At 69.7% G+C, this 15,139-nt stretch carries 10 protein-coding genes, 1 tRNA gene and 2 pseudogenes; 5 read left to right on the forward strand and 8 right to left on the reverse strand.

Features of this window, described 5'->3' with window-relative positions; genetic code table 11:
- Positions 1–126: 126 nt before the first annotated feature.
- Positions 127–603 carry a hypothetical protein gene (locus WT60_RS34050; RefSeq protein WP_145986898.1) on the forward strand — a complete coding sequence of 159 codons (477 nt, stop codon included), beginning with the start codon at positions 127–129 and terminating at the stop codon, positions 601–603.
- A 500-nt stretch (positions 604–1,103) separates the two neighbouring features.
- On the opposite strand, the gene WT60_RS28680 is transcribed toward WT60_RS34050, so the two are convergent.
- The 5 genes and pseudogenes from WT60_RS28680 to WT60_RS28705 all read right to left on the reverse strand — a co-directional run bounded on the left by WT60_RS28680 (position 1,104) and on the right by WT60_RS28705 (position 6,404).
- Complete coding sequence (locus WT60_RS28680) at positions 1,104–2,828, reverse strand: tannase/feruloyl esterase family alpha/beta hydrolase (RefSeq protein ID WP_060356620.1); 1,725 nt, start codon at positions 2,826–2,828, stop codon at positions 1,104–1,106.
- A pseudogene (locus tag WT60_RS34820) lies at positions 2,825–3,163 on the reverse strand (hypothetical protein); the annotation flags it as partial. The pseudogene WT60_RS34820 and the gene WT60_RS28680, both read right to left, overlap by 4 nt.
- Positions 3,164–3,263: 100 nt before the next feature.
- The gene (locus WT60_RS28695; RefSeq protein ID WP_236860937.1) at positions 3,264–5,027 is read right to left on the reverse strand and encodes a feruloyl-CoA synthase; all 1,764 of its coding nucleotides are present in this window, start codon (positions 5,025–5,027) and stop codon (positions 3,264–3,266) included.
- A 110-nt stretch (positions 5,028–5,137) separates the two neighbouring features.
- Positions 5,138–5,425 (reverse strand): annotated as a pseudogene (locus WT60_RS28700) (aldehyde dehydrogenase family protein); the annotation flags it as partial.
- A gap of 151 nt (positions 5,426–5,576) precedes the next feature.
- On the reverse strand, positions 5,577–6,404 hold the full coding sequence (locus tag WT60_RS28705) for a p-hydroxycinnamoyl CoA hydratase/lyase (protein ID WP_038753182.1): 828 nt from the start codon (positions 6,402–6,404) through the stop codon (positions 5,577–5,579).
- A gap of 981 nt (positions 6,405–7,385) precedes the next feature.
- Between WT60_RS28705 and WT60_RS28710 the strand changes: the two genes are divergently transcribed.
- The 3 genes from WT60_RS28710 to WT60_RS28720 all read left to right on the forward strand — a co-directional run bounded on the left by WT60_RS28710 (position 7,386) and on the right by WT60_RS28720 (position 9,274).
- Positions 7,386–7,470: transfer RNA gene (locus tag WT60_RS28710), tRNA-Leu, on the forward strand.
- A gap of 579 nt (positions 7,471–8,049) precedes the next feature.
- A complete protein-coding gene (locus WT60_RS34055) occupies positions 8,050–8,631 on the forward strand; it encodes a hypothetical protein (RefSeq protein WP_145986899.1) in 582 nt (193 codons plus the stop codon).
- A gap of 226 nt (positions 8,632–8,857) precedes the next feature.
- On the forward strand, positions 8,858–9,274 hold the full coding sequence (locus WT60_RS28720; protein WP_038753179.1) for a DUF1801 domain-containing protein: 417 nt from the start codon (positions 8,858–8,860) through the stop codon (positions 9,272–9,274).
- Between the two features lie 48 nt (positions 9,275–9,322).
- Here WT60_RS28720 and WT60_RS28725 read toward each other — a convergent pair whose 3' ends face one another.
- Together WT60_RS28725 and WT60_RS28730 are read right to left on the reverse strand one after the other, a co-directional pair.
- Positions 9,323–9,739 carry a cupin domain-containing protein gene (locus WT60_RS28725; protein WP_059582721.1) on the reverse strand — a complete coding sequence of 139 codons (417 nt, stop codon included), beginning with the start codon at positions 9,737–9,739 and terminating at the stop codon, positions 9,323–9,325.
- A gap of 444 nt (positions 9,740–10,183) precedes the next feature.
- Positions 10,184–10,666 (reverse strand): MarR family transcriptional regulator, encoded by a 483-nt coding sequence (locus tag WT60_RS28730; RefSeq protein ID WP_038753175.1) that lies wholly within the window; start codon positions 10,664–10,666, stop codon positions 10,184–10,186.
- Positions 10,667–11,217: 551 nt separating this feature from the next.
- Between WT60_RS28730 and WT60_RS28735 the strand changes: the two genes are divergently transcribed.
- The gene (locus WT60_RS28735; protein ID WP_060356607.1) at positions 11,218–12,114 is read left to right on the forward strand and encodes a helix-hairpin-helix domain-containing protein; all 897 of its coding nucleotides are present in this window, start codon (positions 11,218–11,220) and stop codon (positions 12,112–12,114) included.
- On the opposite strand, the gene WT60_RS28740 is transcribed toward WT60_RS28735, so the two are convergent.
- Entirely contained in the window at positions 12,084–14,921 is a 2,838-nt protein-coding gene (locus tag WT60_RS28740) for an AMP-binding protein (protein ID WP_060356608.1), read from the reverse strand. The two genes, WT60_RS28735 and WT60_RS28740, sit on opposite strands and share 31 nt — an antisense overlap.
- Positions 14,922–15,139: the final 218 nt, after the last annotated feature.

Below are 15,139 nucleotides of genomic sequence, written 5' to 3' on the forward strand. Positions count from 1 at the left end.
CGGCGTCGTCGCGCACTCCGTTGCCGCGACCGCCCGGCCGAATCGACCGAATCGACCAAATCGACCGCGTCGGCCGCGCCGGCCGCGTCGATTCGAACGATACGGCGATGCCCGCGCAGCCGGCGCGTGACTGGCGTGGCCGCACACGCCGGAAGCCGCCCGGCGAACGCCCGAACCGGATGCCCGACGGCCATCGCGCGCATCGAGGCCCGCAAGGAGCCGGACATCGCAGCTGACGGCGAGCGCCGCGCATTACAGGCCGCTCACCACCCGCTCTCGAAACCGCTTCGAATCGGCGGCGTCGATTCGAATCCCGATCAAGCGGAAAGCACACCGAGGCCCCGCTCGGCGCCGGCTCGCATGCGCCGGTCCGCATCGCCGCCGCGACGCGAACTGGCGCGTCGCATCGGCGAATTCGAATTCGAGAACAATCTCATTCGCGAGATCGCCGCACGCCCGCTTCCGTCTCCGCCGGAAGCCGCCTCGCCCCGCGACGGACTGGCGACGGCGCATCGCATCGCCCCAAAACAGTCGAGCGCCTCGCCGCGGATTTTCAAGAGTGGTCGAAATATCGGCGAGAATCAATGTCGCATGCCGATATGATTTTGGCCGCCAATAACGCGGGCCGAGGGTCATGCCGATGCTCCGCGACCTGCGCGCCGACGCATATCGGCAAGGAGCGCGACGACACCGGGTCGACTGCTGGTCTGGTCGTCCGGTCGTCGACATTCACGCGCCGACCGCGCCCAGCCCAGCCCAGCCCGGTGAAGGATGCGCATTCCGCCGCAGCCGCGCGTCACGGCCTCGAAAAATCGAAGACCCGCGCCATCGGCGCCCGCTTCGTGCCGGCGAGCGTCCATGGCGCCGGCTGCTGGAGCGCGCTCGTCAACGCTTCCCATTCGACGAACCTCACATCGGCGGGTCCGGCGGGTCCGGCGCGATCGTGTCGATGCGCGCGGCGGCCGTCGCGGACGCGGCGCTCGGCTGCCCGCCGACGCGCACGTTATAAGCGGCGCGCAAGAATTCGAGCGTGCGAATCCGGACGCGCCCCATGGCCGCCGCGCGCCCGCCCGCGCGGCGCTCGGCGCGTGCGCGAACCGCCGCTATCGGCAACTGAAGCTCGCCGCCGAATTCACGTCGCCCCCGTCGTAGCGCGCGACGCGCGGATAAGGGCACAGCGGCCGCGTGCGCCCCGCGCCCCACGACGCCGGCACGTCCGGATTCGGCGCCGCGTTCGACGCGCCGCGCGCGGTCGCGACGATCGCGTCGGGCGCGCGGCCCGCCTCGACCCACGCAACGAGCGGCGTCAGCATGTCGAACTGGTCGGCGGCCGGCCCGCCCGAGCAATGGTTCATCCCCGCGACGCGAAAAAAACGCGCGAAGTCGCTCGCGTCGCCGCCGTTCGCCTGCATCACGCGCGCGTACCAGTCGGTCGTGTCGTTCGAAGAGAACACCGGGTCGCTCGTGCCGTGATAGACGATCAGCTTGCCGCCGCGCCGCTTCAGCGCGGACAGGTTCGCCTCGTCGGGCGGCGTCATGAACGACCACGCGGATTCCGCGTACACGCCGCTCGTCGCGAAGATCGCCGGCGCGTCGCGGTCCATGTCGAAGCCGAGCGCGTACGCCTCGAGGTTCGCGAGCACCGGCGCGGGCCGCGGCGGCGTCGTGAACGTGAACGCCGCCGCGCCCGGATCGAGCGTCACCGAATTGCCCTGCTTCCATTCGGCCCAGTTGCCGCCGCTCACGCCCGCGTCGAACGGGAAGCTCGCGTACAGCGCGTCGCCCGCGCCGTTGCGCGCGCCGGCGAACACGTTCGCGAGCGCGCGCTTCTGCGCGGCGCTCAGGCATTGGCCGGTGCGCGCGCCGTTCGCGCAAGGCGGCACGTCGGCGTTCAGATCGAAGTGCGCCTGGCAGGCGGCGACGTCCTCGACGAGCCCGTCGGCAACGCCGTCGAGCGCGTCGCACTTCGCGAGAATGCGGCTCGCGACGAACCGCCGCTCGGCGTCGGTGAAGCCGCTGCGGAGGTCCGGCTGGCCCGACGCGGTCGTCGCGGTCGCGATCCGCGCGAACTGCTGCGCGCCGAACATCTCGCCGATCGCCGCCTTCGGCAGATGGAAGCCCGGATCGCCCGCGATGACGCCGTCGTAATCGCCCGCGTTGCGCGCCGCCGCGACCATCGCATGCCGGCCGCCGTTCGAGCAGCCGACGAAGTAGCTGCGCTCCGGCGCCTTGCCGTACGCGATCCGGATCACCTGCTTCGCCATCGGCGTCAGCGCATCGACCGCGCGATAGCCGTAATCGAGCCGCGCGCCGGGATCGACGCCGAAGCGCGGATTCTGCTTCGCGCCGTGCCCCGCGTCGGAGCTGATCACCGCGAAGCCCATCCTGAGCGCGTTGTCGAGCGGCCCGCCGCCGCCGATGTCGCCCGTCGCGGTCACGACGTTGCCGTCGAGCCCGCCGTTCGCCTGATGGAAGAAGCGGCCGTTCCACGCCTTCGGCAGCCGCATCTCGAAGCCGATCGCATACGTCTGCCCGTCGACCGCGCTCACCCGCTCGTTCATCTTGCCCTCGATCACGCAATGCTCGCCGATCGGCTTGCCGGCGATGCGGAGCGCGCCCGCCGCCGCGGTCGCGACCGACGTGAACGCGGTGTTCGGAAAGCGCAGCTTCGCGGCGAGCGTGCCGCAGGTTTCGGTCATCGCGGCGGGCGTCGCGGCGGCGAGGCGCGGCAGCGCGGAATCGACGACGCCGCCGCAGCCCTGCAGCGCGGCGCATGCGAGCGGCGCGGCGAGCAGGCGAACGCGACGCGCGATGTGCTTGGATTTCATCTTCGGCTCCATGCGAAAAATTCGGATGACAGACGAATGGCGCGGGCTCGGAACAGCTGGCGAATGCCTGCCATTGCGCCGAGCCGGCCGATGCCGGGCGCGTGCTTCGTGCCGCCACCGCCGCTCACCGAGTAGCGCGCGTGCGCGCCGTTCCATAGATGCGCGGTCCGCGCGTAGACGGCCGTGCGCTTCGACAGCGAGCAGGTCGCGCGCGGCATCGCCAACGTGGCTCGCGGGTGGTGCCGCGCATCGACGATCCGGTAGCCCTCGCCGTCGAGTGCGCGCAACGGCGCGGCCCGGTACGCGGCGCCGACGAAGAACGGATCGGTGCGCATGCCGGGCAGGCGGTCTCGGCGCGCGCCGCATGCGACCCGACTTGCCGATCCGGTTCGATTCGATCCGGTTCGGCTCGATTCCACTCGGCGCTTCGGTCCGCTACGCGACGATCGCGAGCGGATCGGCCTGCGCCTGCGCGTACAGCGCGTCGATCAGCGCCGCGCGATGCCGCTGCACGGACGCCTGATTGATCGAGCCTTTGTCGGTGATCTCGCCGAGATCGAGCGACGGCGGCGCATCGAGGAGGCGCACGCGCGCGACGAACGACGCGCTGCCCGTCGCCGCTTCGTTGAGCCGCGCGAGCCATCCGGCGAACTGCGCGCGCACCGCCGGCGACGCGAGCACCTGCGCGGCCGGGGCGTCGCCCGCGATCCCCGCGAGCCGCCGGCACGCGTCGAGCCGCGGGAACACGAGCAGGCCGATGTCGTCGCGATTCAGTCCCGTGACGACCACGTCCTGCACGTACGGCGCGCCCGCCGACACCGCCCGCGCGCGCAGCGGCCCGACGCTCACGAACGTGCCCGAGCTCAGCTTGAAGTCCTCGGCGAGGCGCCCGTCGAACATCAGCCCGAGCTCGGGGCGCGCGGGATCGACGAAGCGCGCGGCGTCGCCGCTCCTGTAGTAGCCGTCGCCGTCGAACACGCCGCCCGGATCGGCCGGCGCGCGCCAGTAGCCGCGCATCACGTTCGGCCCCTTGAAGCGCAGCTCGAGCTTGTCGCCGCAGCGCGCGAGCTTCACGTCGCAGCCGGGCGCGGGCAGCCCGATGTAGCCCGCGCCCGTGACGGGCCCCGTCGTGAACAGGCACGACGGCGATGTCTCCGTCATCCCGAGCCCGGCGAGAATTCGAATCCGCTCGCCGCAATGCGCCTGCGTCACGCGGTCGAGCCGCTCCCACGCGGCTTGCGACAGCCCCGCGCCGCCGAAGAAATACAGCTTCACGCGCGCGAAGAACGACGCGCGCAGCGCGGCGTCGCGCTCGAGCGCGGCCGTCAGCTCCTCCCAGCCCTTCGGCACGTTGAAATGGATCGTCGGCGAGATCTCGCGCAGGTTGCGCACCGTCTCGCCGAAGCGCTCGGGCGTCGGCCGGCCGTCGTCGATGTACAGCGTGCCGCCGTTGTAGAGCGCGATGCCGACGTTGTGGCTGCCGCCGAACGTGTGATTCCACGGCAGCCAGTCGACGAGCACGGGCGGCGTGCGCGCGAGCTCCGGCATCGTCTGGCGCAACATCTGCTGGTTGCTGCACATCATCCGGTGCGTCGTCGGCACCGCCTTCGGCTGCTTCGTCGAGCCCGACGTGAACAGGATCTTCGCGAGCGTATCGGCGGTGACGCGCGCGTGCGCGGCGTCGATCGTGCGCGGCCGCGTGTCGAGCAAGCGCTCGAACGGCGCCGGGCGGCCTCGCGGCGGCGGCGCGCCGCGCGCGACGATCACCGCGGCGTCGGCCGGCGCGGCCGCGGCGAGCGCGGCGGCGAACGCGTCGCCGTCGGCGGCGAACACCGCGCCCGGCTTCAGCACGCCGAGCGTGTACTGGAGCTTGCCGAAATCGGTCGACACGAGCGAATACGCGGGCGACACCGGCGCGTACGGAATCCCCGCGAGCATCGCCGCGAAGCCGAGCTGCAGATGCGCGAGATCGTTGCCGGACAGGATCGCGAGCGGCCGCTCGGCGGACAGGTCGAGCGCGAGCAGCCCTTCGCCGAGCGCGCGGGCGCGCTCGAGCATCTGCGCGTACGTGATCTCGATCCAGCGGCCGTCGGCGCCGCGCTGCGCGGCGAGCACGCGCGCCGGATGATCGCGCGCGCCCGCGGCGAGGCAGTCGGTCAGGCGCTCGGGGTACGCGCCGAGCGGCTCGGCGGCGCGCATGCGCCAGCCGTCGCCGTCGGGCTCGACGTGCGCGGCGCCGCGCGCGACGTCCGCGCTCCGATAGCGCGGCGCATCGGAGAAAAGACGGGACACGGCGAAGCCCTCCGCGCTCATATCGGAAACGCGCGCGGCGCGGTCTGCGCGGTGATCCGGCGCAACCCGATGAATTCCGCGATCGACGCCGCGCCGTCGAAGCGCCCGTAGCCGCTCGGCTTCACGCCGCCGAACGGCATCTGCGCTTCGTCGTGAACGGTCGGCCCGTTCACGTGGCAGATTCCCGATTCGATCCGCCGCGCGACGGCGAGCGCGCGTGCGACGCCCGCGGCCGGCGCGCGCGACGCGAGCGTGCCCGTCACCGAATCGTGCCGCTCGAACGTCGCGCCGTCTTCGGCCGCGCGCCATGCGCCGCCGATCAACATCCGTCTGTCGGTCATCGTTGTCTCCAGTCCGTCTCGTTTCGGCGCCGCGTGTCGCGTTGGCGCGTTGGCGTGCTGTCACGCTGTCACGCTGTCACGCTGTCGCAAGCGCGGCGCCCCGTGAGGCTTCGGCTCAACGTTTGTACGCCTGCAGCCCCGGCTTGATCGACTTGTCGTCGAGGAATTGCTTGAGCCCCTGCTCGCGCCCGCGCTCGGGATCGCGCAGTTGCGCCTGATCGAGCTTCGCGTACAGGTAGTCCTCGTTCTGCTCCCACGTGAGCTCGCGGCAGCGCTTGAAGCCGTGCTTCGCGTTGCGCAGCACGACCGGATTCTTGTCGAGCAGCTTCGCGGCGAGCGCGCGCACCTCGTCGCGCAGTTGCGCGCGCGGCACGCTCTGGTTGACGAGGCCCATCTGCGCGGCCTGCGGGCCGGTGAAGGTCTCGCCCGTCATGATGTAGTACAGCGCCCGACGATGACCGACCGTGTCCGCCATCGCCTTGCTGACGAGGTTGCCGGGCGGAATGCCCCAGTTGATCTCCGACAGGCCGAACACCGCCTCGTCGGCGGCGATCGCGAGATCGCACGCGACGAGCGGCGAGAACCCGCCGCCGAAGCACCAGCCGTTGACCATCGCGATTGTCGGCTTCGCGTACATGCGCAGCAGTTGCCACTGCCAGCGGCTCGCGTCGCGGCGGATCTTCTCCTGCAGGATTTCGGGGCCGGCGTCGACTTCGCGGAAGTACTCCTTCAGGTCCATGCCGGCCGTCCACGCGTCGCCCTCGCCCGTCAGCACGAGCACCCGCGCCTCGGCGTCCAGCTCGAGCGTCTCCAGCACGTCGATCATCTCCGCGTTCAGCGCGGGATTCATCGCGTTGCGCTTGTCGGGACGATTCAGCGCGACCCACGCGATCCCCCCCTCGACGACCACCTTGACGGTTTTCCAGCGACCTTCATAACTCATCGATCTTTCTCCAATGACATCGTCGCGATACGCGGCTCGACGCTCATTTAATATCAGGTTACCTGACATGTAAAGCTGTATCGACGGAGGCTCGGACAAACACTCGATCGGACGAAGAACGATGGCGGGAGACCGGCGGGGACATTCGGAGACGCGCAAGTCGACATGCTGCGTGCGAGGCGCGCGAGGCGTAGCGAGCCCGAGCGAAAAGCCAAGCGAGAGGCCGATTGAGAAGCCGGCCCGCGAGTCGATGCGACCGCGCTCCTTGTTGACTATCCGTCCTGCCGAGCACGGCTTGATCGCCGCGCGACCGACCTGCCGAAGGAAGGGCGAAACGGACATTGGCGAACATCGCGGCCGCATCAATCAACGCGCCTTTCCGACGAGCCGCCGACCCGAGCGCTACGCCGCGACCGACATCGGTGCATCGCAAGAACAGCAGCTTGCGCTCCGAAGCCGCCCCATCATGAACGTCGCGACAAGGAGCCGCTCGGATCGCGCGACCGCGCTCGCGCGGCGGAACACTTCACGACGAATCGAAGCGGCGGGAGCAAGTTGCCCGGCTGGACACGTGAGTCGAATGACGCGCTCCCTGCCGGCTTCATGAATACCGGAACAAGGTGAAAGACGAAAGGTGGACGGTGGATCGGACGGCGGCCCGAATTCCGGCCCATGCCGCCATTCCGCCCGACGTCGCCAACGCAAAGACAATCGCGTCGCCGCTGCGGAACGCATGGCCAGGTCGCATCGTCTTGCTTTCCCGCTGCGAGACAGTTCACAAGAATTCATTTAGCCGCTACAATTGCGCCCCTTGCCCAGGTGGCGGAATTGGTAGACGCACTATCTTGAGGGGGTAGCGCCGAGAGGCGTGCGGGTTCTTATCTCAACATGCCCTTGGTGCACAATACAATGCCGTGCCTAAGTCCTGGCTGGCAAGGCTGTCGCGATACGGGACCTAGTGCATCCCGGTTGCATTGAAATGCCGACGTGGTGAAATTGGTAGACACGCTATCTTGAGGGGGTAGTGGCGAAAGCTGTGCGAGTTCGAGTCTCGCCGTCGGCACCAAAGTATTTGCACGCTCATGCGCTTTGAACATGAGCGACACTCGGGGAAGCTAGCGCTAACGCGAGACGGAAGGTTATGGTCGGAGTTGCTCTTCGAACAAAGTGAAGATACCCCGAGAGCCGGCAGTGCTACGGACCATTATTTTCAACGCAGTGGTCTGAGGTGACAGGTTCTCACCCGCACATAAGCCGGCATGGACATCCCCCCCCGGAATCGATAGCCTATACACATCGTCATGGTGTGTGAGCTTGTGTTTCTGAAAGACGAGTAACAGAGCGCACCCGAACCTGACTCTGAGCGCAGGGCAACACGCGCCAATCGGTCGATGACCGCTTCCTCGGGTTGGACATTCCATTTTTTCAAATTGGCAAGCGGGCAGAGCCGGCGCGTCAGACATCGAGCGCGTGGAACTCTGGTACTGCCCGAAGGACAGCTGTCCACCCCCGTGTGGCGTGGACAGCAGAGTTGTGCTCGAGGAACTGGCACGCTCCGTCCTTCGCGGCGACTTCAAATCATCGCCAGACTTTCCGACCTTCGCAAAAACTCAGCCCTTGGGCTCGCGAGATGATGGCAGCCTGCATGGCTACTGGTTTCGCAGCGATTCGCCAGCCCAACCCGCCCCAACGCGCCGAGGCGAGGTTCTGGACGAGAGCCGTCGGCCACCATGCGAGCGCAGCGCAGCCACGACAAGGCGCAGCGGCGCTGCACGCGTCGCCGCCGCACGCTTCAGCGGCAGTTCGCGCGCCGCCGTCTGCAGTGTTCGCGGCTCAAGCGGGCGGTGGAATCGAGATCGCCGGACATCGAATGCGCAACCGCGACGAGCGACTTGCGACGATCGCCGTGGTGCACGCGGTCTTTTCTGATTCGGCCCGCGTGATTCACGCGTGCAGAAGCGCGTGCGCAATCAGTCCTTCCGCTTATCGCGCGATGGCGAAGCTGTCCGTTCGCCCGCGTTGGGCCGCGTTGGGCCGCGCGCCTCGTTCGACGGGCGAGGAAACCGTATCGCGGCCGCCTTCCACCCATTTCGCGGCCATTTCGCGGCCATTTCGCGACGATCTGTCGGCAATTTCCCGCCCATTTTTCGATGATTGCGCCGGCAACGGCGTCACACCGCCCCCGCACGCCCTGTCGACGAAACCCGGCGCGCTTCGCGCCCGATAAACGAATGTCGCGCGGCCGTGCCGAGGATCGCGTATCGTGACGGACGCGCCGTCGACCGCCGAGCCGCATTCGCCGACGCCGCCGTCCGGGCGGCGACAGCGCCGATGACCATGAGAGCGCGTCGGCCGAACATGCCGCGGCAGCGAGACGAAGGCGCCCAACGCCGCGACCGCAACGCAAAATCGCGCCGAACGCCCAAGAGTCCCGACGTCTTCAGGAGGAGAACATGAAGAAGACCGATTCGACGGAAAGCCCGTCGGCTTCCGAGCTGATCGACAAACGGATCGCCGAGCTCGGCGACTGGCGCGGCGACGCCTTGAGCCGGGTGCGCGAGCTGATCCGCGACGCCGCCCCGGACGTCGCCGAGGAATGGAAGTGGATGGGCACGCCCGTCTGGTCGCGCGACGGGATCATCTGCACCGGCGAATCGTACAAGTCGATCGTGAAGCTGACCTTCGCGAAGGGCGCGTCGCTGGAGGACCCGGCCGGGCTCTTCAACTCGAGCCTCGACGGCAACGTCCGGCGCGCGATCGACATCCACGAAGGCGAGGCGCCCGACGCCGACGCGTTCAAGGCGCTCGTGCGCGCCGCGATCGCGCTCAATGCGGCCGGCCAAAAAGCGAAGGCCAAGCGCGCGAAGTAGGCAGCGCAAGCCGCGCGCGCCGCTGCGCGCCCGCCCGCCGCGCAAGCGTCACCGCAGCGTGCTGCTCAACCTGCGGACGACCTTGTGCACGAACAGCACCGGCTTCGGGATATGCGGGCGCAGGATCGCATGCTTGCGCACGTACTGCGGCACGTGCCACTCGGCTCGGCTGCCGGCGTGGAACAGCGCGGCGTCGCCGGCGCGCAGCGTGCGCGGCGCCTGGCCTTCCGAGGTGACGATCACTTCGCCTTCGATCACGTGAATGGTTTCGTCGCAGTCGAAGTGCCAGTTGAAGCGCCCCGCGGTGCAATCCCAAACCCACATCGACGTCGTCGAGTCGGGGCTGCACGACCACTGGCCGCTGCGCGCGACGGGATTGCCTTCGAGAACCCAGGCCGGGTTGATGGGGGACGGCTGCAATACGACGTCGTCCAATCGTACGGCCTCGAAAACGGGACGGGACATGGATCTACCTTGGCTGCGGTTCGATTCGCGGATGGTGAGAAAACGCGGCGGCCGGGGGCGGCCGATCCGTCACCGGACGCGCCCCCGAAAGGGCCGACGGCAGCCATTTTGTGAGATTCGATAGGTCAATCGCAAGAAATAATTCGGTAATTTGTATGAAATTAACAAGACATTGCATGCACGGGAAGTCGCTCGCTCGCAACGCAATGATTCTGAATGATTTTTTCAGCGGAAGATCGGCGCTCGATGCGCTGTCGCGCCGCGCAACGATGCCGCGGCAGCGCCGGGACGCGCGCTTCAGCGGCGCGCGACGGCAGCTCGTGACCAACAGCGGAAAACCTCGCCGATGCGGCGGGGCCCGACGCAACTCGACGCGGCGCGGCGGCAAGACAGTTCCGGCCGTCGAAGCAACTCGATTCGGCCAACGAAAGCGCGCGACGCGAATCAGCCGCGCAGATTGCGCACGAAAATCTCGAGCCAGCGCTGCGCCGCTTCGGCGTCGGCGTGCGGCACGCCGTCGAGCATCCGGCTTTCGAGCGGCCGCAGCGCGGCTTCGCATTCGCGCAGCATCGCGACGCCGCCGGGCGTGACGCGCAGCAGGATCACGCGCCCGTGATTCGGATCGGCTTCGCGCATGATCCAGCCGCGGCCCGCCATCGCGCTCATCACCTCGTTCGCCGACTGCGGCGTGATGAACGAGCGCTCGGCGACCTTCGCATTCGACGACGGACCGCGCGCCTCGAGCACCGACAGCGCCGTGTACTGCGCGAGCGTGATGCCGAGCGGCGCGAGCGCATCGGTCATGTGGCGGCGGAGCAGCCGGTCGAGATTGCCGATGACGTACGTGAGCCGCTGCGGCGCGCGCGCTTTCGCCGCGGCGCGAGCGGCGTCGGCTGGCTTCGTCGAACGCTTGACGGCGGGCTTCATCGGGCGGCGGGCTCTCGGCGGTGGGACAGGATCGGGCGGTATCTTACCAGCGGCCGCGCACGTCGTCGGCCATCCACGATGGTCTCCGCCGTTCCGGCCGCCGCCAAGCGCGGCGAACACGTGTATCCGCAAACGGCGCGCGGCGTCGCGCCGCGGAATCGCTTCCATCGTGCGTGCGTCGCATCGCGCGACGACGCGCGCCACGAATCCTGCCAACCTCGCGCCGCATGCCGTGCGCGCTCGGATCACACACCATTGACGCGCGTCAATTTCCCGAGCATTCGTTCCGTGAGAATTTTCTGGAGAGCCGACCGATCGCGGCGTGAAGCGATACGCGTGCAGGTACGCGCGCGGGCACAGGCACGGCGCCGCCTGATTCGCCCCGCCGCCTGCGCCCCGACCGCGCTCCCCGCGCTTTCGTCGGACCGCTCGGCGCACGCGGCACGCCGCGCGCGCCGAAACCATGCCGCTCGATCGGGCCGCGCGACGAACGCTCGCGCCGCCCGCCGATGCGGGCCCGGCCCCGCCGCGCAACCCACCGCCTTCGAACGATGCAGACTGCCCCACCCACCGCCGCGACGGACAACCGGCACATCGCGGACCGACTGCTCGAGGCGGCGGAGCTCCTCGAAACGCAGGGCGCCAATCCGTATCGGGCCGGCGCGTACCGGTCGGCCGCCGAGACGGTCGCGAGCCTCGATCGCGACGTCCGCGAGTTGTTCGACGCGGGCGGCATCGACGCGCTCGACGCCCTGCCCCACATCGGCCTCGGCATCGCGCGCGCGATCGCCGAGATGCTGATCACCGACCGCTGGCGCCAGCTCGACCGCCTGCGCGGCTCGGCCAGTCCGACGCTGTCGTTCCAGATGGTGCCGGGCGTCGGCCGCGCGCTCGCCGAGCGCATCCACGAGGCGCTCCACATCGACACGCTCGAGGATCTCGAGCTCGCCGTGCGCGACGGCCGCCTCGCGACCGTCGAAGGGCTCGGCCCGCGACGGATCGCGGGCATCCGCGCGGCGCTCGAGAGTCTGCTGAGCCGCCGGCGCGGCCGGCAGGCGCTCGTGCGCCGCGCGACGCCCGCACTGGAGCCTTCCGTCTCCGTGCTGCTCGATGTCGACCGGCTCTATCGCGAGAAGGCCGCGGCCGGCGCGCTGCCGAAGATCGCGCCGAAACGGCTGAACCCGCGTCAAGAAGCGTGGCTGCCCGTGCTGCACGCGACGCGCGACGACTGGCACTTCACCGCGCTCTATTCGAACACCGGCCGCGCGCACGAACTCGGCCGCACCGTGGACTGGGTGATCCTGTACTTTTACGACAGCGATCACGACGAGCATCAGCGCACCGTCGTCACCGAGACGCGCGGCGCGCTGATCGGCAAGCGCGTGGTGCGCGGACGCGAAGCGCAATGCCGCGCGTATTACGCGACGGACGCGAACGCCGCGCGCTGAGCGCGGTCGTCGCGCAAGTCGGGCTCGCCGCAGTGCGCGAGAATCGCCCCGCGCGCGCGATCGCGAAGCCGCGCCATCGCGCCGAAGTCCTCGCCGTCCGGCAGGATCGGCGCGAGCATCGTCACGGTGATCTCGCCGCGGCGCGGCGCCCATTCGCCGTCGCGCAACACGGCGCGCGCGCCGCTCACGACGACGGGCACCACCGGCCGCCGCGCGGCGCACGCCGCGCGAAACGCGCCGAGGCGGAACGCGGCGAGCCCCGCCGCGCGCGTGAACGTGCCCTCCGGGAAGAACAGCAGCGTTTCGTCGGCGGCCGCCTGCGCGACGAGCCGCGCTTCGTCCTCGACGCTGCGGCCGTACTCGCGCCGCTCGACGAAGCGCGTGCCGAGCGCGCGCAGGAAGCGCCCGACGAACGGCCGCGCCGCGAGCTCGCGCTTCGCGACGAAGTGCGCCGGATACGGCAGCAGCGCGAGCAACGCGACGACATCCAGGTAGCTCGTATGATTCGCGACGACGATCGACGGCCCGGCCGCAAGCGCGTCGGGATCGGCGATCAGGTTCGTGCGCACGTCGGCGAAACGCAGGAACGTGCGGCACGCATACGCCGCGAGCTGCCAGTTGTCCTGAAGATCCTTCCGATACGCGACGAGCGCCCATAGCGCGGGCGCGAGCAGCGCGACGAGCCACCAGCAGTACAGCCCGCGAAGCGCCCGCGCCGCGCGCCGCCACGCGCGCCCGCAGAACGGCGCGACGCTGCCCGCCGCCAGATCGGCGAGCTGCCGCCACGACGCGCTCGCTTGCGGCAGCCGTCCGGCGTGGCGCTCGAACTGCGCGAGCGTCGCGGCATGGCGGATCTTGCCGCTCGGCGTCTTCAGGATGCCGTGCGGCGCGACGATGCTCACCTGCTCGGCGGGCGCGCCCCAGAGCGCGGCCGTCACGTCGTTGACGCTCGTTCGCAGCCGCTCGCACGCGGCGTCATCGGTCGCTTCGCTTTCCACGAGAATCACGACGCGCTCGGTGCCGCTGACGGGATCGGCGCCGCCGCACACCGCGACGCCGCCCGTCACGACGCCCGGCAGCCGCTCGATCGCCTCTTCGAGTTCGTACGGGAAGAAATGCCGGCCGCCGCGAATGATCATGTCCTTCACGCGCCCGGTGACGTACAGTTCGCCGTCGGCGACATAGCCGAGATCGCCGGTATCGCGCCATGCGTCGCGGAACAGGCGCGCGGTCTGCGCGGGATTGCGATAGTAGCCGCGCGTCGCCGACGTGCCGCGAAACTCGATGCGCCCGACCTGCCGCTGCGCAAGCTCGCGCTCGTCGTCGTCGACGATCCGCAGCTCGGTGCCGTCGAGCGGATAGCCGCAGCTCGGCACGTCGAGCGCGTTCGCGCCGCCCGACTCGGGCACCGCGCGGCCGCCCGCGTTGAGCGGCTCGCGCGCGATCCGATCGACGCGCAGCCCGCGCGCGGGAGGCGGAAACGTCAATCCGAGCGTGTTTTCCGCGAGACCGTAGACGGGCGTCAGCGCGCGCGCGTCGAAGCCGCACGACGCGAAGCGCGCGGCGAACGCACGCAGCGTGTCGGCGTGGACGGGCTCGGCCCCGCAGCACGCGAAGCGCAGCGACGACAGATCGAATTCGGTCGGCTCGAGCGCGGCGAGATGACGCGCGCAACGCTCGTAAGCGAAGTTCGGCGCGGCGGTGATCGTGCCGCGATATCGCGAGATCGCGCGCAGCCAGAGCGCCGGGCGCGCGAGGAACGCGACGGGCGACATCACGATCGCCGGGATGCCGAAATAAAGCGGCGCGAGCCACGCGCCGATCAACCCCATGTCGTGATAGAGCGGCAGCCAGCTCACGAGCACGTCGGTCGCGTCGACCCGCATCCGCTCGCCCATCGCGCGGATGTTCGCGAGCAGATTCGCATGACTGAGCATCACGCCCTTCGGCGTGCCGGTGCTGCCCGACGTGTACTGAAGCAGCGCGATATCGCTCGCTGCCGCGCGAAACGGCGGCAGCCGCTCGCGGCCTTCGATCTGCCCGGGCGTGAACACGTGCTGCAGCGTGCTCACGCGAAGCTTCAGAAGCTGCGCGACCGAGACGGCCTGGCGAAACGCAATCAACGCCTTGATCTGCGCATTCTCGAGAATCGGCACGTGACGCACGACGTGCTCGTCGAGCTGCGCGAGACTCGCGGGCGGATAGATCGGCACCGGAATCGCGCCGCAATACAGGATCGCGGCGAACGCGACGAAATAGTCGAGCCCCGTCGGCAACATCAGCGCGACCGTGTCGCCCGGATCGATGCCGCGCTCGCGCAAGCCGCTCGCCAGATCCGACGCGCGCCGGTGCAGTTCGCCGTAGGTGAGCGGCGTCGCGCTCAGGCCGTCTTCGAGCAGCCGCAGGTGGACGCGATCGGGATGTCGCTCGGCGTGCCAGCGCAACACGTCGATCAGCGTATCGGCTTCGACGGGCCATGCGGCGGCAGCGGCGGCCGGCGGCGGCTGCGCGTCCTCTTCCGGCGCGGCTTGCGGTTGCGCGTGCGCGTCGGCGAGCGCGCGCGCGACGTCGGCGGGCGTCGCCGCGGACGCAAACACGTCGACGGGCAAGCGCACGCCGAACGCGCGCTCGATCCGGTCGAACAGCTCCGCGCGCGTCAGGCTGTCGAAGCCGAGATCGCGCTCGAACTGCGCGTCGAGCGTCGCGCGACGATGACCGTTGCGCTCGCCGTACAGCTCGGCGAGCAATGCGTCGATCAACGCGAGCAGACGCGCCGCGTTGTCGGAGAGGCGGTGCGGGTGTTCCATGCTTGTCGCCCGTTCAATGATCGCAGACGGCGCGCGCATCGCGCGGCGCGTGTCGGCTCGCTTCGTTCGCCCGATGCCGCATGGCCTGGCGTCGCGCGCCGCGCGAATCGCACCGCGCGCGGGCCGTTCTTCACACGGCCAAACGCGCGCTGCGCCGATGATCAGCGTGCGCCTTCGCGCGGCGAACGGACTTGAGTTGCGTCAACGCGCGACGCGAA

Source organism: Burkholderia sp. MSMB617WGS, assembly GCF_001532025.2.
In the GTDB taxonomy this organism is placed as follows: Bacteria; Pseudomonadota; Gammaproteobacteria; order Burkholderiales; family Burkholderiaceae; genus Burkholderia; species Burkholderia savannae.